The sequence below is a fragment of the Blautia aquisgranensis genome (assembly GCF_040096615.1).
GTDB lineage: Bacteria > Bacillota > Clostridia > Lachnospirales > Lachnospiraceae > Blautia_A > Blautia_A aquisgranensis.
The window spans coordinates 26,100-43,780 of the sequence record NZ_JBBMEJ010000017.1 but is presented as its reverse complement, the minus strand read 5'-3'; the positions used below and the strand labels follow the sequence as shown (position 1 = coordinate 43,780).

17 protein-coding genes are annotated in these 17,681 nt (G+C 42.0%); 15 read left to right on the top strand and 2 right to left on the bottom strand.

Annotation, left to right across the window (positions count from 1 at the left end; genetic code table 11):
- The first annotated feature begins 4 nt into the window (after nucleotides 1-4).
- The 7 genes from mreC to WMO28_RS13250 are packed head-to-tail and all read left to right on the top strand — an operon-like array spanning nucleotide 5 to nucleotide 7,679.
- Nucleotides 5-901 carry a rod shape-determining protein MreC gene (mreC, locus tag WMO28_RS13280; RefSeq protein WP_349057275.1) on the top strand — a complete coding sequence of 299 codons (897 nt, stop codon included), beginning with the start codon at nucleotides 5-7 and terminating at the stop codon, nucleotides 899-901.
- Nucleotides 891-1,418: a rod shape-determining protein MreD gene (gene mreD, locus WMO28_RS13275; RefSeq protein WP_349057274.1), complete on the top strand. Its 528-nt coding sequence runs from the start codon at nucleotides 891-893 to the stop codon at nucleotides 1,416-1,418. The genes mreC and mreD overlap by 11 nt, the downstream gene beginning before the upstream one ends.
- The gene (locus WMO28_RS13270; RefSeq protein WP_349057273.1) at nucleotides 1,403-4,300 is read left to right on the top strand and encodes a penicillin-binding transpeptidase domain-containing protein; all 2,898 of its coding nucleotides are present in this window, start codon (nucleotides 1,403-1,405) and stop codon (nucleotides 4,298-4,300) included. The genes mreD and WMO28_RS13270 overlap by 16 nt, the downstream gene beginning before the upstream one ends.
- Nucleotides 4,301-4,358: 58 nt before the next feature.
- Nucleotides 4,359-5,147 (top strand): septum site-determining protein MinD, encoded by a 789-nt coding sequence (gene minD / locus WMO28_RS13265; RefSeq protein ID WP_349057272.1) that lies wholly within the window; start codon nucleotides 4,359-4,361, stop codon nucleotides 5,145-5,147.
- Nucleotides 5,148-5,184: 37 nt separating this feature from the next.
- Nucleotides 5,185-5,427 carry a cell division topological specificity factor MinE gene (minE, locus tag WMO28_RS13260; protein ID WP_349057271.1) on the top strand — a complete coding sequence of 81 codons (243 nt, stop codon included), beginning with the start codon at nucleotides 5,185-5,187 and terminating at the stop codon, nucleotides 5,425-5,427.
- 3 nt (nucleotides 5,428-5,430) lie between these two features.
- Complete coding sequence (locus WMO28_RS13255; RefSeq protein ID WP_349057270.1) at nucleotides 5,431-6,606, top strand: FtsW/RodA/SpoVE family cell cycle protein; 1,176 nt, start codon at nucleotides 5,431-5,433, stop codon at nucleotides 6,604-6,606.
- Nucleotides 6,603-7,679, top strand: coding sequence for a D-alanyl-D-alanine carboxypeptidase family protein (locus WMO28_RS13250; RefSeq protein ID WP_349057269.1), 1,077 nt, complete (start codon nucleotides 6,603-6,605; stop codon nucleotides 7,677-7,679). Before WMO28_RS13255 ends, WMO28_RS13250 begins: the two co-directional genes overlap by 4 nt.
- Nucleotides 7,680-7,771: 92 nt before the next feature.
- On the opposite strand, the gene WMO28_RS13245 is transcribed toward WMO28_RS13250, so the two are convergent.
- Nucleotides 7,772-8,302, bottom strand: coding sequence for a hypothetical protein (locus WMO28_RS13245; protein WP_349057268.1), 531 nt, complete (start codon nucleotides 8,300-8,302; stop codon nucleotides 7,772-7,774).
- Nucleotides 8,303-8,501: 199 nt separating this feature from the next.
- Here WMO28_RS13245 and WMO28_RS13240 point away from each other — a divergent pair, with 199 nt between their 5' ends.
- From WMO28_RS13240 to WMO28_RS13205, 8 genes are all read left to right on the top strand, one after another.
- Nucleotides 8,502-9,038 carry a hypothetical protein gene (locus WMO28_RS13240; RefSeq protein ID WP_349057267.1) on the top strand — a complete coding sequence of 179 codons (537 nt, stop codon included), beginning with the start codon at nucleotides 8,502-8,504 and terminating at the stop codon, nucleotides 9,036-9,038.
- 39 nt (nucleotides 9,039-9,077) lie between these two features.
- On the top strand, nucleotides 9,078-10,319 hold the full coding sequence (locus tag WMO28_RS13235; RefSeq protein ID WP_349057266.1) for a DNA polymerase Y family protein: 1,242 nt from the start codon (nucleotides 9,078-9,080) through the stop codon (nucleotides 10,317-10,319).
- A gap of 157 nt (nucleotides 10,320-10,476) precedes the next feature.
- Nucleotides 10,477-10,896 carry a twitching motility protein PilT gene (locus WMO28_RS13230; protein ID WP_349057265.1) on the top strand — a complete coding sequence of 140 codons (420 nt, stop codon included), beginning with the start codon at nucleotides 10,477-10,479 and terminating at the stop codon, nucleotides 10,894-10,896.
- A gap of 187 nt (nucleotides 10,897-11,083) precedes the next feature.
- A complete protein-coding gene (locus tag WMO28_RS13225; RefSeq protein WP_349057264.1) occupies nucleotides 11,084-12,454 on the top strand; it encodes an MATE family efflux transporter in 1,371 nt (456 codons plus the stop codon).
- Complete coding sequence (locus tag WMO28_RS13220) at nucleotides 12,444-12,788, top strand: MerR family transcriptional regulator (RefSeq protein WP_349057262.1); 345 nt, start codon at nucleotides 12,444-12,446, stop codon at nucleotides 12,786-12,788. The genes WMO28_RS13225 and WMO28_RS13220 overlap by 11 nt, the downstream gene beginning before the upstream one ends.
- 103 nt (nucleotides 12,789-12,891) lie before the next feature.
- Nucleotides 12,892-14,124, top strand: a complete 1,233-nt coding sequence (locus WMO28_RS13215; RefSeq protein ID WP_349057261.1) for an MYG1 family protein — start codon at nucleotides 12,892-12,894, stop codon at nucleotides 14,122-14,124.
- Nucleotides 14,125-14,202: 78 nt separating this feature from the next.
- Entirely contained in the window at nucleotides 14,203-14,433 is a 231-nt protein-coding gene (locus WMO28_RS13210; protein WP_349057260.1) for a hypothetical protein, read from the top strand.
- A 176-nt stretch (nucleotides 14,434-14,609) separates the two neighbouring features.
- A complete protein-coding gene (locus tag WMO28_RS13205; RefSeq protein WP_349057259.1) occupies nucleotides 14,610-16,244 on the top strand; it encodes an alpha-amylase family glycosyl hydrolase in 1,635 nt (544 codons plus the stop codon).
- Between the two features lie 106 nt (nucleotides 16,245-16,350).
- Here the strand turns inward: WMO28_RS13205 and WMO28_RS13200 are convergent, their stop codons facing one another.
- Entirely contained in the window at nucleotides 16,351-17,676 is a 1,326-nt protein-coding gene (locus WMO28_RS13200) for a citrate/2-methylcitrate synthase (RefSeq protein ID WP_435376530.1), read from the bottom strand.
- Nucleotides 17,677-17,681 lie beyond the last annotated feature (5 nt).

The window sequence follows — 17,681 nt, the reverse complement described above, 5'->3', positions numbered from 1 at the left end:
TACAATGAAAAACATCAGAAAAAAAGTGCGTTTTCATTTTAATTTAAAAAGCAAGCATCTCCTTGTGATCATGACTCTTTTCTGTGGCAGCTGTATTGTGGCGACCGCAGCCTCCGGATCATTTTCCTCACCATTGCAGGAAACAGCCGGTTTCCTTGTAGTACCTTTTGAAAAAGGTATTTCCGGTGTCAGTAACATGTTCGGAGATGTAAAGAACAGTCTTCGCGACAAACAGGATGTGCTTCAGGAGAATGAAGACCTCAAAAATCAGATCAACAGTCTTACAGAGCAGAATAATATTCTGATTCAGGATCAGACAGAGCTTACCAGACTGAAAGAGCTTTATGCTCTTGATCAGGAATATACGGATTATCCGAAGGTTGCAGCAAGAATCATCTCCAAGGATCCGGGGAACTGGTACGATACTTTTATGATCAATAAAGGCAGTAATGACGGTATTCGTGTTGACAATAATGTCATCGCAGGAAAAGGTCTTGTAGGTATTGTCACAGAAGTGGGACCATCCTGGGCAACAGTTCGGTCTATTATTGACGACAGCAGCAATGTGAGCGCAATGGCAGTCAGCACTTCGGACAATTGTGTTGTAACAGGAGATCTTGAGCTTATTGATGAAGGTAAATTAAGTTTTGAGCAGTTATATGATCAGGATAATAAGGTTACGGTAGGAGAACGTATCGTCACATCAAACATCAGTGAGAAATATGTGGAAGGACTGTTTATCGGTTATGTCAGTGAAATCCAGCAGGATCCAAACAACCTGACAAAAACAGGTACGATCGTTACACCAGTGGATTTTGGTCATCTTAAAGATGTATTTGTCATTACCGTCAATAAACAGGACGCAGTAGATAATACGGAGGATGCGTCCAATGAAAAATAAGATCGTATCATTTATCACAATTGTAGTTTGTTTTTTACTTCAATGTACAGTGATGGATCGGATTTCCATAGGTTCTATCACACCAAACCTGCCATTGATCCTGTGTGTATCCATGGGACTGATGCGTGGACGGAAAGCCGGTCTGTGGACAGGATTCTTTTCCGGACTGTTCATCGATCTTTTTTATGGATCACTGTTTGGCTTTTATGCATTGATCTATATGTATATAGGATTTATCAGTGGCTACGCGTTCCGCAGCTTTTATGACGACGATCTTAAAGTTCCTCTTTTTCTTGTAGCAGGAACGGATCTTCTTTATAATCTGGCTGTATACGGTCTGCAGTTTCTTCTGCGCGGACGCCTGGGCTTCTGGACGTATATGTACCGGATCATTATTCCTGAAATTGTCTATACGGTTTTCCTCACGATCATCGTATATCGGGCATTTTACTGGATCAACTACCACTTAATGGATACTGTAAGGAAAGAAAGTGAGTCTATTTGGGAATTAAAATAAAAAAAATCATAAAAAAAATCCGACTGAAACGTACTACTGTGCTTGTGATCGTATTTGTTTTTCTTTCTTCTGTTCTGGTGAGGCAGCTTTTCAGTTTGCAGATCATTCAGGGGGAGGATTACATCAATAAGTTTCAGTCCCGTACAACCAAAACGCGAGTGATCAAAAGTACCCGTGGAAACATTTACGACCGAAATGGCACAGTTGTGGCTTCTAATGTACTTGCTTATTCGGTAACTTTTGAAGACAGCGGTACTTATGACAGCACAAGAGAAAAAAATCTGACACTTAACGGAATCGCCTATCAGGTGCTTCAGATCCTTTCAGGAAACGGAGACAGCCTTTCTGATAATTTCCACATCATCGTAAACGATCATGGTGATTATGTCTTTGATGTAGAGGAAGGATTTACACTGAATCGTTTTCGTGCGGATGTTTACGGAGAGGCACAGATTGATAATCTGTCTGATGACCAGAGAAATGCAACAGCAGCACAGATGATGGATTATCTCACCGGAAGTAAGGGATTTTCCATTGTATTATATGGTAAAGATGCCTATACAAGTGAGGAGCTTGCGGCACATTCTCTTCCGGAAGAACTGACGAAACAGGAAATTCTTGAAATTGCTATTATGCGTTATCAGCTGAATACCAACAGTTTCAAGAAATATATGCCAGTTACTATTGCAACAAATGTCAGCGAAAAATCTGTAGCTGCTATAAAAGAGAATCAGTCAGCACTTCAGGGAATCGACATTGTTGAAGATTCCACCCGAAAATATGTTGATGATGAAAGTATGGCGCCGATTCTTGGATATACCGGTCAGGCTTCATCAGAAGAACTGGAAACACTTCGTAAAGATAATCCTGATTATTCCAATGATGCCATTGTAGGTAAAGCAGGTATCGAGCAGTATATGGAGCTGGATCTTCAGGGAACGGATGGCGAGGAAACTGTTACTGTCGATAATCTTGGTAAAGTACTTGATATCGACAATTCAAAAACTGTGAATCCGGTAGCTGGAAATGATGTATATCTGACAATTGATTCAGACTGGCAGAAGAGTATTTATCAGATTCTGGAGCAGCGAGTTGCCGGAATTGTCCTTTCCAAACTGACACCGGACAAAACCTATGATTATGAAGCAGAAAAAGATGCAAGTAAGATTACCATTCCGATCTATGATGTATATAATGCACTGGTCGCAAACAGTGTAATTGATATATCAAAATTTAGTGAGGATACTGCCTCTGATACAGAAAAAAATTTATATGCCAAGTTTCAACAAAAACAGCAACAGATATTTGATACAATAAGTAACAGACTGACAGGTGATAATCCGCCGGCCTATAAGGACGAGGATTCTCAGATGCAGGAATATCTCACCTATATCTGTGATGATCTTCTTACCAATACCTTGAAGATCTTAAAAAGTGATTCCATTGATACCTCTGATGAAACTTACAAGGCGTGGAAAAACGATCAGAGCGTCAGTCTGAAGTATTATCTGAATTATGCTGCCAGCCAGAACTGGATTGATATTTCTCAGATATCCACATCCGGAGAATATCTGGATTCGGACGAAGTATATCAGGCACTGACCGATTATATCATCAGTTATCTTAAGACAGATACCGGATTTTCCAAGCTTCTGTATAAATATATGCTTCAGGAAGATACCATCAGTGGCGAAGAGCTGTGTCTTGTTCTTTATGAACAGGGAGTTCTGTCAAAAGAGGACGAGCTTTATCAGAGCCTTTCTTCCGGACAGCTGGATGCGTACACGTTTATGTACCGTAAGATTGCAAATCTTGAGATTACTCCGGCTCAGCTTGCTCTGGCTCCATGTTCCGCATCTGCAGTTATTACAGATGTAACTACCGGGGATGTACTTGCCTGTGTATCCTATCCTGGCTATGATAACAACAGACTGACTAATAATATGGATACCGATTACTATGCAAAGCTTTCTACCGATCTCTCAAGCCCGTTCTTCAATAAAGCTACTCAGCAGAGAACAGCACCAGGTTCTACCCTTAAGATTCTCTCCACAGTAGCAGGAATGTCAGAAGGAGTGATTGATGATGGTACTTACATTGAGTGTAAGGGAAGTTTTGATCTTGTGACACCGCCGATTAACTGCTGGAATAAACAGGGCCATGGGGCACTGGAGATCCGCGGGGCTATTGAGCAGTCCTGTAACGTATTCTTCAGTACGATCGGTTTTGAACTTGGAAAAGATTCCGAAGGTAATTTTTCTGAAGCACGAAGTCTTGGAATGCTTCAGAAATATGCGTCTCTCATGGGACTTGACCGTAAAACAGGTATTGAGATTTCGGAGGCTTCTCCGCAGGTTTCTGATAAGAATGCAGTTCCTTCTTATATCGGACAGGGTACCAACATGTTTACGACCAGCCAGCTTGCAAGATATGCTACAACGATAGCAACATCCGGCAGTATCTATAAGCTTTCATTGCTAAACCGTGTAACGGATTCCAAGGGAAATCTTGTAAAGAAATATGATTCTGAAAAAGAAGGCCAGTTGGATATTTCCAGTAATATCTGGGAAGATATCCATGATGGTATGCACAGAGTAGTTCAGACACATAACCAGTTCGACGGTTTCGGTATTGAAGCAGCCGGAAAGACTGGTACTGCCGAGATTGATTACTACCATCCGAACAATGCACTTTTTATCGGATATGCACCTGTTTCCGAGCCCAAATATGCAATTTCCGTCCGTATCGCAAACGGATACGCATCCGGTAATGCATGTCTTGCAGCTAATGATATTTTTAAATACATTTTCGGACTTGCAGATGAAAGCACCATTCTCACTGGCTATGCCGCAAGCGACACCAGTAATGTTTCGAATGACTAAACAGACCTTACGATAAAACCAGAAGTGTGGAACATTTTATCAGGAGGATTCATAAAACATGAGTGAGGTCATTGTTATCACATCCGGAAAAGGCGGTGTCGGAAAGACCACAACTGTAGCGAACATCGGAACCGGTCTGGCTGCCATGGGTAAAAAAGTTGCAGTTGTGGATACGGATATCGGTCTTAGAAATCTGGACGTTGTTATGGGACTTGAAAACAGGATCGTTTATAATCTGGTGGACGTTATCAATGGCAGTTGTCGTCTGAAGCAGGCTCTGATCCGTGACAGACGGCATTCTGAGCTGTATCTTCTTCCGTCTGCCCAGACAAAAGACAAAACTGCAGTTTCACCGGAACAGATGATCAAGCTTACCGACGATCTCAGAGAGGAATTTGATTATATTCTTCTGGATTGTCCGGCGGGAATCGAACAGGGATTTCGTAACGCGGTAGCTGGTGCCGACCGGGCACTTGTAGTCACAACTCCGGAAGTTTCTGCGATCCGTGATGCTGACAGGATCATTGGACTTCTGGAATCTGATGGAATACGCGATATCCGGCTGATCATTAACAGGCTGCGTCCTGAAATGATCGCAAGAGGTGATATGATGTCAGTGGATGACGTACTGGAGATTCTTGCAGTAGATTTGCTTGGCGCGATCCTGGATGATGAACAGATTGTAATATCCACCAATCAGGGAGAGCCCCTCTCCGGTCGGAATTCTCAGGCAGAAGAGGAATATCGTAACATCTGCCGGCGGCTTATGGGGGAAGATGTTCCTTACGTAACTGTCCGCCGCAAAAATAATATATTCAGGCGTTTTGGCAGTATATTCAGAAAATAACTGCTGCCTGCCATTTTCATCATGAGGGGGAATTCACATGCGTGCTTTTTTCTCCGGAAAAAAACGTTCTGCAGGATATGCCCGGGATAGAATGAAGCTTCTTCTTGTATCTGAACGTATAGACTGCTCTCCACAGATGATGAAACTTTTGCAAAATGATCTTATTCATGCTGTAAAAAAATACGTTGTAATTGATGAACAAAGGGTGACCATACAGATATCACAGGATCCACCTGTTCTGCATGCAGTCATACCTGTACTTAAGAAAAGGGATGCATAATTTATGATTAAACAGTATAAGCTGCGATTTTATAATTTTCGCCTGGTAGTATTTTTGCTGGCTATCAGCTTTATTGGAATTCAGCTTGTTGGGACAGCTGCCGATTATCTCCGCACCCGCCAGCTTCTGGGTGTTATCATCGGAGTAGTTCTTATGCTGATTCTTTCGCTGATGGATTATTCCTGGCTTTTAAATTTCCAGTGGATCATGTACGGCTTTAATATTGTTATGCTTCTGGCTGTCCGCTTTTTTGGATCCAGTGCTAACGGTGCTGCCAGATGGGTCGATCTTGGATTTATCCGTTTCCAGCCTACAGAGTTGTCCAAGATTATTATCATTCTGTTTTTTGCAAAATTTTTCATGGATCATGAGGAAGATCTTAACACACTGAAAACACTGGCGAAATCAGCAGTTCTTCTGGTGATTCCTCTGATGCTGATCTATGTGCAGCCGGATATGAAGAATACGATCACAGTAACTGTTCTTTTTTGTATTCTTATTTATATCGCAGGGCTCAGTTATAAGATTATCGGTGGGGCTGCGCTGATTGCGATTCCGCTGGCGATCATTTTTCTTTCCATCGTTGTACAGCCGGATCAGAAGCTGATACAGGATTACCAGCGAAACCGTATCATGTCGTTTCTGTACCCGGAAAATGAAGAATATGCAGACGATATCGAACAGCAGAACAACTCCAAGACAGCCATTGCTTCAGGTGAACTTGTAGGACGTGCCTTTAACGGTAATACCAGCGTAACCTCAGTTAATGATGGAAATTTTGTTTCTGAGAATCAGACTGACTTTATCTTTGCAGTAGCAGGAGAGCGGTATGGTTTTATCGGATGTACGTTTATTGTTGTTCTTCTGTTTCTGATTACATTTGAATGTATACGTATGAGTCTCAGAGCCAAGGATCTTGCCGGAAAAATCATATGTTGTGGTGTAGGCAGTATTGTAGCCATACAGAGTTTTATCAATATCTGTGTTGCCACCGGCCTTGCACCTAATACAGGTACACCGTTGCCGTTTCTGAGCTATGGTCTTACTTCCCTGATCAGTCTTTTTATGGGAATGGGACTTGTTCTCAATGTTGGTCTGCAGAGCAGCGCATATAACAAAGAACTACAAAAGAAAGAGCAGAAAAAAGATGCCTACTTTCGGAAAGAGGAATATTTATGACCCGTAAAGAACCCATAAAAAGCAGTGCGGCATCTGCCCCAAAAAGAAAAGCACAGGCTGCCAGACTTCGCAGAATGCGTAGAAAAAGAATTCGCAACACAATTCTTCTTGTATTATTGCTGGTTGTACTTTGTACAGCCGGTGGATTCGGTGTTTATAAACTGAGAGGAGGCACTTTCTCATCGCCCTCCAATTCGTTTAATGCTTTTTCAGAATTTGATAATACACTGATTTCAAAAGAAACACAGAGAGCAGAGGGCTTTGCCCAGAATCTCTGTGTTGTCACAAAAGATGTTGATCTTGATTCCGTCAGTCTGGCCGATAATCAGTCCGGAGTGCTTCTGAATCTTAATGACAAAAAAGTGCTTTACGCAAAAGGTGCCTACAATAAAGTATATCCTGCAAGTATCACAAAGATTATGACTGCAATGCTTGCCCTGAAATACGGAAATATGGATGATACAGTAACGATCTCCCAGGAAAATGTTACTCTGGAATCCGGTTCTCAGGTAGCTGGCTTCTGGGCTGGCGATCAGGTTACTATGGATCAGCTTCTTCACTGTCTGCTTGTATATTCGGCTAATGATGCAGCCTCAGCAATTGCAGAGCATATAGGTGGAACAACAGACAAATTCGTGGAAATGATGAATTCTTTTGCTGCGGAGCTGGGCTGCACAGGAACACATTTTACAAACCCGCACGGGCTGCAGGATGAGAATCATTATACTACACCGTATGATATCTATCTGATGCTGAAAGAGGCGTTGAATTATCCGGAATTTACAGATATCACACAAATGTCTTCTTATACAGTTACTTATAAGCATTCCGATGGTTCCGATGCAAGTACTACCTTGACTGCAACAGATCATTACCTTACCGGTGAAGCTACAACTCCTAAGGACGTCACGATTCTTGGAGGAAAAACAGGAACAACAGACAAAGCAGGAAACTGTCTGGCACTGTTAAGTCAGAATGCTTACGGCAAGCCATTTATTTCCATTGTCATGGGAGCTTCTTCTAAAGATGTTCTTTATCAGGAGATGACATCCTTGCTTCAAAATATCAACTGATCCATTAAATATTAATGGAATCTAAAAATATAAAAACAGCAGCTGTTGCATAAATCTTATGCGTGGCTGCTGTTTTTTCCATAAAATATGTTTTAATATACTTCTACCGTATCATCGCTCCCTGTATCTCCCGTATCATCACCAAGATCAGAATCTGAGGTATCCCCTGTATCTGTGTTATCATCGATCACTTCATCGGAGCCGGTATATGAATTATCAGTATTATCGGCTGGAATCTCATCACTACCTGTATCTCCGGTGTTGTCGGACACATAGGAATTATCATTGTTATAACTATCGTCACCAGTATTATCCGGAGTGTAATCAGAGCTGTCAGTATACGTATTTTCATTATCTGTATTATCCGTGCTGTCATAGGAATAATCAGGTTCCGTTTCGCTGTTATAGCTGTCTTCTGTATAAATTGGAAAATATTCATCATTTCCTGAGTCTGCTGATTCCTGGGAAGTCGAATCAGTAACAGGCTGTGCTGCATTATTATCCGGTATTGCAGTAAGATGTGATGTTGTTCCATCTTTCGGTACAATAATGTATATTCCCAGCATTACGATACACAATGCCATTGCAAGACCGGCGATCTTCATTTCCTCCATATGTCTCATAGTTTTTATCTCCTGTCGTTTTTCTGTATTATATCACACAAAATAACAGATTTGTAAATCAGGTATCAATTTCTTTGATTTTTATGTATTACTTTTATCTAAGAAATATTATGGACACTTTTTCTTATCCTGTTTATAATATATTACAGAATGATATAAAAAGCTGTCTGAGCCCATATGAAACGGAGGAAAATTATTTATGAGTGATTATATTACAACCTACACCGGAAAGCATTTTGACCCACTTCATCCACAGGCAGAACTGATCTGTATAGAAGATATCGCACATGCGCTTTCACTGATCTGCCGCGGAAATGGACACGTAAAAACATTTTTCTCAGTAGGACAACATTGTATATTCTGTGCCCGGGAGGCACTTGCGCGAAATGCTTCCAAACGTCTGGCACTGGCAGCACTTCTCCATGATGCCAGTGAATGTTATATGTCTGATGTTCCCAGACCCTTTAAAAAAAGTCTGCACGATTATCAGAAACAGGAGGACAAACTTCTTGACATTATTTATACAAAATATCTAGGTTCTGTGCTTTCAGAAGCGGAAGAACAGCAGCTGCACTTCATAGATAATGATCTGCTATGGTATGATATGAAATATCTTTTAAACGAACCTCCCGCAGAACCACAGCCACCCCTTCATATTTCGGCAGATCATACAGTACGTGCGTTTGAAGAAGTAGAGGAAGAGTACCTGAGCCTTTTTAAGGAACTGAATGATTAAACTTTTACCACAGAAGTAAAAAAAAGGATGAATAATTCTATGGAACGATTAGTTTTTCATATTGACGTAAACAGTGCATTTCTTTCATGGGAAGCTGTACGCAGAGTAGAGCAGGGCCTGCCTGACCTCCGTGAGCTTCCTTCCTGTATCGGAGGGGATCCCAGCAAACGGACAGGCATTGTAGTGGCAAAATCCATTCCTGCGAAAAAATATGGCATACAGACCGGTGAACCTATGGCAATGGCACTCCGTAAATGTCCAGCACTGGTCACAGTTCCTGCTGACTTTGAACTTTATGATAAATGCTCCCGGGCTTTTAAGGATATCTGTAGATCTTATGCTCCTGTCATGGAATCTTTTTCCATAGATGAAGTATTTCTTGATATGACGGGGACTTCATTTATCTATCCAGATCCCATTGCAACAGCTCACGAAATTAAGGATCAGATACATCGTGAGCTTGGTTTTACTGTAAATGTGGGTGTTTCCACTAACAAGCTTCTGGCAAAAATGGCTTCAGATCTTGAAAAACCGGATAAAGTCCACACCATGTTTCCGGATGAGATCCCTGTCAAAATGTGGCCTCTTCCGGTGCGAGAGCTCCTTTTTCTGGGCAAATCTTCTGAACAGAAGCTTAACGCGGCCGGGATCCGAACGATTGGGGAACTGGCTCATGAAAAAAAATCAAAAATCCAGCAGCTTTTAGGTGATAAGGCTGGTCAGCAGCTGCATCAGTATGCCAATGGCCTAGATGACTCCCCTGTGAAAGCACAGCCTGAAGAGGCGAAAGGTTTCAGCGTGGAGACAACCTTCAATGATGATATGATTTCGCTGGAACAGATTTTTCCACTTCTTCTGGAACAATGTGATATCCTTGCAACACGTATGCGACGCAAAAAGAAAAAATGCAGCTGTATATCTGTGACTTTCCGCACTTTGGATTTTCAGAACAGATCTCATCAGATGAAGCTTTCCAATGCCACTGATATTACTGATGAAATCTATACAAACGTCCGAAAATTGTTTGCAGATTCCTGGAAGGGACAGCCTCTCCGCCTGATCGGAGTATCTTTGACAGGACTTACCGATGATTCTTTTGAACAGCTGTCCTTTTTCGAGGATACCAGCGAAAAGGAACGACATCAAAAACTGGATGCTGCTCTGGACTCCATCCGTCTTAAATTTGGCAACGACAAAGTTACCCGCGCCAGTATCATGAACAGCACTGCGCGCGTTGCCCGAAAAGCACGTGCACAGATGGAAAATGAAAGGGGCTGTTGATTAAACACACAAATCCAACAAATACGCGACTTTTTATAAAAATTGCTGGATTTTTTAAAAATGCTCTTGTGTTTTCGGTTATAGTGCACTATAATATAAAGCATATTGATAGCAATTTTATTCAAAATTATTATACGTGTCTAAGGAGGAAAACAGGATGGTTGAACTGATCGTAGGAAAGAAAGGCAAAGGCAAAACAAAAGTACTGTTAGACAAGGTAAACGGAGCTGTGAAAGATGCAAACGGCAGTATCGTTTACTTAGACAAGAGCACCAAGCACATGTATGAGCTGAATAATAAGGTTCGTCTTATTGATGTTTCCGGATTCCCGGTTAAGAATGCCGATGAGTTCGTAGGTTTTATCTGCGGTATTCTGTCACAGGATCATGATCTGGAACAGGTTTATCTTGACAGCTTCCTGACAACAGCAAAACTCGAAGGTAAAGATGTAACAGAGACACTTGATCAGTTAAGCGCAATCGGTGATGAGTTTAAGGTTTCTTTCATCATCAGCATGTCTCTGGATAAAGAGGAAGTTCCGGCAGCATACCAGGATAAGATTATCTGCGCGTTATAATAAAATTGAATATTGGAAGTGTATGATCAGTACATACGAAGAAATACACAATTATCAGGGGGAATCTGTCAACAGCAGATTCCCTTTTTGGGTGCAAAATCGTAAAGAAACTTATCTCCCATACAAAAAAACATTGACATTACAACTATTGTAAGGTTTAAATTATACACATGGAGGTCTTATAATCATGGAAAAAAATCTTACAACCGGAAATCTTTTTAAAACGATCGTATATTTTGCACTGCCATATCTATTGTCCTATTTTCTGCAGACGTTATATGGCATGGCAGATCTTTTTATCACAGGTCAGTTCTGTCATGTAGATGCTATTACGGCTGTATCCAATGGCAGTCAGGTTATGCATATGCTGACAGTTATTATTGTAGGCCTTGCCATGGGTGCTACCGTTACCATAAGCCGTGCAATCGGCGCAGACAAAAAAAAGGATGCTGCAAGGGCTATCGGAAACACAGTAACTCTGTTCATGTTTGTATCTATTATATTCACAGCAATCCTTCTTCTTTTTGTAAGACAGATTGTTGCACTTATCGGAATTCCCAGTGAAGCAGTAGCCGGAACAACACAGTATCTTGTTATCTGTTTTATTGGAATCCCTTTTATTACGGCATACAATATTATCAGTTCTATTTTTCGTGGAATGGGCGATTCCAGAACGCCCATGTATTTCGTTGCGATCGCCTGCGCCGCGAATATTGTTCTTGACTATGTTTTTATTGGATTTTTCCATATGGGTCCATCCGGAGCAGCATTTGGAACCACCCTTGCACAGACACTCAGCGTTATCATTGCATTAGTTTCCATCTGTAAAAAAGGAATGGGGATTCATCTCATAGCTGCTGATTTTTGTCCGGATCATCGCGTTATGACTCAGATCTTAAAAATTGGTATCCCTGTTGCTGTGCAGGATGGCTGCATTCAGGTTGCATTTATTGTGATCACCATCATTGCCAATCACAGGGGACTTAATGATGCCGCAGCTGTGGGAATCGTGGAAAAGGTTATCAGTGCCGTATTTCTGGTTCCGTCCTCTATGCTGGCAGCGGTCTCAGCACTGGCGGCTCAGAATATCGGTGCCGGAAAACATGACCGTGCAGCAAAAACTTTGCGCTATAGTATTATGATCACTACCATTTACGGAATCATCATTTCTGTGATTGTACAGCTGATAGCACCTGGTATTGTTCAGGCGTTTACTGCAGAGGCTGCCGTGGTCGTACTCGGTACCCAATATATCCGTTCCTATATCTGGGACTGTATTTTTGCAGGCATTCATTTCAGCTTTACCGGATATTTCTGTGCATATGGAAAATCCTATATCGGATTTATTCACAATATCATTGCGATCATTCTTGTCCGTATTCCAGGTTCCTATCTGGCATCCAGATTTTTCCCGGATACGTTGTTTCCTATGGGAATGGCCGCACCGGCAGGCTCACTTCTTTCTGTGCTGATCTGTCTTTTGGCCTATGGCTGGCTGAAAAGCCATTCTGGTCTGTTTAAAGCACAACCGGAAACAGGAGTGAACGATGGAAGATAAAAAATTGTTTCTCATCGGTGAAGTTGCAAAAATGTTTCACATCAGTATGGGAACACTTCGTCATTATGAACAGGCTGCTCTTCTGGAACCGGAATATACAGACCCGGATACCGGATACCGCTATTATGGTCCGCGTCAGTTCGAACTGCTCAATACCATACGATATCTCAGGGTTCTGGATTTTCCACTTTCCCAGATAAAAGCATTTCTGGACAATCGTGACACAGAGATCATTGAGGAAAAACTGGTTCATCAAAAAGAAGTGATACAGCGTAAGCAGAGGGAGCTGGAACGATTGATAACGGTATCACAAACAATACCGATAAATTCGTAACAGAAATCTGTATTCCGGTAAATGTCTGATTATGTCCGTATGTTTATTCTTTTCTGATTCTGTGGTATACTTACGAAAGAATAAACATACAGGAGAGTTTCATATGAATTATTTACTGGAAAAAATCAATCAGACGAATGCTTCTGCATTTACACACAGTGGAAAATTTCATGCAGATGACGTTTTTTCTGCTGCCCTGCTTTTATATCTGAATCCTGAGATTACAATTATACGTGGGAACAAAGTACCGGACGATTACGAAGGAATTGTTTTTGATATCGGAAGAGGAGAGTTTGATCATCACCAGAAGGACAGCCGCATTCGAGAGAATGGAATTCCTTACGCAGCATTCGGACTTCTATGGGAAGTATTAGGAGAGGAGATCCTCGGTGCAGAACTTGCAGAAAAATTTGACGAAGCCTTCGTTCAGCCGCTGGATAACAATGACAATACCGGAGAAAAAAATGAGCTTGCCACTTTGATTGGGAATTTTAATCCTGGTTGGGATTCCACGGGAAGCAATGACCAGGCTTTTTTTCAGGCTGTCAGTGTTGCCGGTATGATTCTGGAAAACAAATTCGAGCGTTACCGTGGCAATGAACGTGCAGATATGCGCGTAGAAGAGATTTTATCACAGCACCAGAAGAATCTTGATTCCGGCGAGACTCCTGCTGAGAATACCAATATTCTGGTACTTCCGGAATTTATCCCCTGCCAGAAAAAACTTTCCGAAACAAACATCGCTTTTGTGATCTTTCCTTCCAACCGTGGAGGCTACTGTATCCAGCCGCAGAAAAAGGAATATTCCATGAACTATAAGTGCAGCTTTCCTTCCCAGTGGCTTGGCCTGGAGGGATCGGAGCTTGCAAAAGTCACAGGCCTTGACAGTGCCATTTTCTGTCACAAGGGCGGATTCCTTATGACCTGTGGAACGCTGGAGGATTCCCTCAGAGCATGTCGAAGCAGCCTTGCAGCCTTTCACGAAGAAGCGGTGATCGTAAGTCTGGGAGCAACGGAAGAAGCTCTCGTTCTTTTGCAGGAACTTGCAACAACTGCAGCTGTCAGGATTACGCAGCTTCCTCTTCCGGAACTACCGGAGATTTCCATACAGAACGCCTACGGAGAGGTTGCCCTGGAAAAATCTGAATGGAAGAGCTATATCAAAGAGCAGGTGAAACAGATCCTGAAATATAAGCCGGAAGCTGTTTTTGTGTCAGATGCCATGTTTTCTCTGTATCCAATCGTTCATGCACTGCGTAAAAAACATATCCCGGTTCTTACCATGGTAGAAAAAGATAACAGGAAACTTCTGGTACGGATTCCATCCGGATCATAAGGCATTATAAAAAATCTGCACTTAAAATATCCTTTTATATCATGTAGCACCATAATATCAGAAAGAAGGCTTTTGTTCATGCGTGAAGAAAAATTTAAAATGGAAAGACAGGGACTGATCCAGGTAGGAGATAAAGTAAAGATCTCGGAATTTCTCTCTGCCACCAATTACAGCTATATCATCGAACCTGCAGTGGCGATGTCCGGCTGCTACAAAAATGCAGACCGCATTAAGTCAAAAGAAGGTATTATCAAGAGTATTGAACATACACCACGTGGTTTTATCGTTACAACAGAATTTGATGAATAAAATCATATAGAGTATCTAAAAATCCGGCCGTTGACAATCTGCCGGATTTTTCTTGTAAAAATTGTCTAATTTTTCCTGGATTGTTTTGTGAAAATCTGGTATTATAAAGAAGATATTCGTGTAATTTCTCATAATTATCGGGAAATTACAAATTTTTAGAACAGAGGTGTAATATTATGAGCTGGTACAACGAAGCAATTTTCTATCATATTTATCCACTTGGACTTACAGGAGCTCCGAAGGAAAATGATTACGGGACTCCTGTACATCGACTGAATACCCTGCTGCCGTGGATTGACCATATCAAAGAGATCGGCTGTACTGCCTTATATATCGGTCCGCTTTTTGAGAGTGTGGGACATGGCTATGAGACAACCGATTACAAAAAACTGGACTCACGTCTGGGAACGAATGAGGATCTTACCAACTTTGTAAAAGCATGCCACGAAAAAGGAATCCGTGTGATCTTTGATGGTGTATTCAATCATACTGGCCGGGATTTCTTTGCATTTAAGGATATTCAGAAAAACCGGGAGAATTCCCCATATGTGAGCTGGTACTGCAACGTGAATTTCGGTGGCAATACAGAATACAATGACGGCTTTTCTTATGAAAACTGGGGTGGATACAACCTTCTTGTGAAGCTGAACCAGCGTAACCCTAAAGTACAGAATTATATCTGCGATGTGATCCATTTCTGGGTTTCCGAGTTTGATATTGATGGTATCCGTCTGGATGCTGCTGATGTACTTGATTTTGATTTTATGCGAATTCTTCGCCATACAGCCGATGAGGTAAAAAAAGATTTCTGGCTGATGGGAGAGGTAATCCATGGAGATTACAGCCGCTGGGTAAACGGACAGACACTTCACAGCGTTACCAATTATGCACTGCATAAGGCTCTTTACAGTGGACATAATGATCATAACTATTTTGAGATTGCCCACACTGTAAAATATCTCCAGAATATGGGAGATCTCGATCTGTACAATTTTGTGGACAACCATGATGTAGAGAGAATTCACACCAAACTTATGAACAAGGCACATTTTGCTCCGGTGCATGTATTGCTCTATACTTTACCAGGTGTACCAAGTATTTACTATGGATCTGAATTTGGAATCGACGGCAAAAAAGAGAAGTTTTCCGATGCCAGCTTGAGACCAGCTCTTGCTCTTGATGATTATGCAGACTCTGTCAAAAAGAATCCGTGTACTGCACTGATCGCAGCCCTCGGCAAAATCCGTCAGAATACTCCTGCATTAAGTTATGGAAGCTATGCAGAGCTGGCTCTTACCAACCGCCAGTTTGCTTTTGCAAGAGATCTGGATGGCATTCGTGTGATCGTTACTGTAAACAACGATGACAGCGAGGCCGAGATGAACCTTCCAACCGGAAGTGCTCCGGAGTATGTTGGTGCTCTTACAGGAAAAAGGGTTACTGCTCAGGGGGGACGTATCCGTGTAAATGTTGCTGCCAACAGTGGCGAGATCTGGCTTCCGGCCGGTGACATGCCGGAGTATAAGCCGGTACAGGTGGAAACTCCGAAAGCTGAAAAACCAGAAACCATTCACGAAACCCCTGACAATACTCAGGCTAATGAAGAAGTGACGACAGAAACCATTCCAGAGGAAGAAAATATTGTCCCTGTTTCCAATAAAACTCCGGAGGAAATGACTGTCGCAGAACTTCAGAATGCTATTTTAGCCAAAATGGCAGGAAACGGCCCTGTAGATGATCAGATGAAAAAGACCGTATACGATAATATCTGGTACGATTCTCTTGTAAACTGGCTGAAAAGTTTCCGCTAGAATTTTAACCGAATAACTTGAATAACCACCAAAAAGAACGGAGGCTACTGTAATTAGTACGTAGCTTCCGTTCTTTTAATATTTCAACATAAATTATATTATTTTTTTATCGTTCATCAAACGGCACAAAGTCTGTATGATGTCCTACATATTTATAAGCAGGACGGATGATCTTGTTTGCACTGATCAGCTCTTCCAGGCGGTGTGCACTCCAGCCAGGCATACGTGCGATAGCGAAGATCGGAGTGAAAAGTTCTTCCGGAATTCCAAGCATGCTGTAAACAAATCCACTGTAGAAGTCCACATTCGCACAGACATTCTTGAATAGTTTTCTGTGTTCCATAACCAGCTTACCAGCGATTCCTTCAACTTTATCATAAAGTCTGAATTCATCGGTCATTCCTTTTTCCTCGGCAAGGGCCTGGGCAAACCGCTTCAGGATTACTTCACGAGGATCGGAGAGTGTATATACCGCATGTCCCATACCATAGATCAGTCCTGCATGATCAAAAGCTTCTTTATTCAGAACCTTCTGCAGATATTCCGTAATCTCTTCATCACTTTCCCAGTCCTTTACATTGGCTTTCAGATCTGCAAACATGTTCTGAACCTTCAGGTTGGCGCCACCGTGACGTGGTCCTTTCAGTGAACCGATAGAAGCAGCAGTTGAAGAGTAGCTGTCTGTACCGGAAGAAGTAACTACATGTGTGGTAAAGGTGGAGTTGTTACCACCACCGTGTTCTGCGTGAAGTACAAGGGCGATATCAAGAACTTTGGCCTCCAGTTCTGTATACTTGCCATCTGGACGAAGCATAAGAAGAATATTCTCTGCCATGGAAAGTCCTCTCTGAGGATTACGGATAAAGAGTGTATCGTCCTTTCGGAAATGGCGGTATGCATGATAGGAGTAAACCGCAATCTCAGGAAGCTTGGCAATCAGTTCCAGCGACTGTCTGAGAACATTTTCTGTGGAGATGTCTTCCGGGTTATCATCATATGTATAAAGTGCAAGTACGCAGCGCTCCATAGCATTCATGATATTGGCATTGGTTCCCTTCATAACGACATCGCGGACAAAACGACCTCCAAGATCCTCCATATCAAAAAGAAGCTCCAGGAATCTGGAAAGTTCATCCTTACTTGGAAGCTGGCCGAAAATAAGAAGATAGATTGTTTCCTCAAAACCAAAACGTCTGTCTTTCAGGCCATTGATAATATCCTGCACATTGATTCCCTGATAATACAGCTCACCATCTGCCGGAATACGTCTGCCATTAACCAGCTTATAACCGGTAACATCTGAAATTTCGGTAAGACCGGTAAGTACACCTTTACCGGCTGAATCACGAAGACCTCTTTTTACATCATATTCCACATAGAGATTGGGATCGATGTGATGATGCTTCAGCAGTTCCTGCTCAAAAAACTTCATTCTGC

Bases quoted from the DNA above. Each gene is read 5' to 3' on its own strand.
- mreC (WP_349057275.1), top strand. From the start codon at position 5: ATGAAAAACATCAGAAAAAAAGTGCGTTTTCATTTTAATTTAAAAAGC.
- mreD (WP_349057274.1), top strand. From the start codon at position 891: ATGAAAAATAAGATCGTATCATTTATCACAATTGTAGTTTGTTTTTTA.
- minD (WP_349057272.1), top strand. From the start codon at position 4,359: ATGAGTGAGGTCATTGTTATCACATCCGGAAAAGGCGGTGTCGGAAAG.
- minE (WP_349057271.1), top strand. From the start codon at position 5,185: ATGCGTGCTTTTTTCTCCGGAAAAAAACGTTCTGCAGGATATGCCCGG.
- WMO28_RS13255 (WP_349057270.1), top strand. From the start codon at position 5,431: ATGATTAAACAGTATAAGCTGCGATTTTATAATTTTCGCCTGGTAGTA.
- WMO28_RS13250 (WP_349057269.1), top strand. From the start codon at position 6,603: ATGACCCGTAAAGAACCCATAAAAAGCAGTGCGGCATCTGCCCCAAAA.
- WMO28_RS13245 (WP_349057268.1), bottom strand. From the start codon at position 8,302: ATGAGACATATGGAGGAAATGAAGATCGCCGGTCTTGCAATGGCATTG.
- WMO28_RS13240 (WP_349057267.1), top strand. From the start codon at position 8,502: ATGAGTGATTATATTACAACCTACACCGGAAAGCATTTTGACCCACTT.
- WMO28_RS13235 (WP_349057266.1), top strand. From the start codon at position 9,078: ATGGAACGATTAGTTTTTCATATTGACGTAAACAGTGCATTTCTTTCA.
- WMO28_RS13230 (WP_349057265.1), top strand. From the start codon at position 10,477: ATGGTTGAACTGATCGTAGGAAAGAAAGGCAAAGGCAAAACAAAAGTA.
- WMO28_RS13225 (WP_349057264.1), top strand. From the start codon at position 11,084: ATGGAAAAAAATCTTACAACCGGAAATCTTTTTAAAACGATCGTATAT.
- WMO28_RS13220 (WP_349057262.1), top strand. From the start codon at position 12,444: ATGGAAGATAAAAAATTGTTTCTCATCGGTGAAGTTGCAAAAATGTTT.
- WMO28_RS13215 (WP_349057261.1), top strand. From the start codon at position 12,892: ATGAATTATTTACTGGAAAAAATCAATCAGACGAATGCTTCTGCATTT.
- WMO28_RS13210 (WP_349057260.1), top strand. From the start codon at position 14,203: ATGCGTGAAGAAAAATTTAAAATGGAAAGACAGGGACTGATCCAGGTA.
- WMO28_RS13205 (WP_349057259.1), top strand. From the start codon at position 14,610: ATGAGCTGGTACAACGAAGCAATTTTCTATCATATTTATCCACTTGGA.
- WMO28_RS13200 (WP_435376530.1), bottom strand. From the start codon at position 17,676: ATGAAGTTTTTTGAGCAGGAACTGCTGAAGCATCATCACATCGATCCC.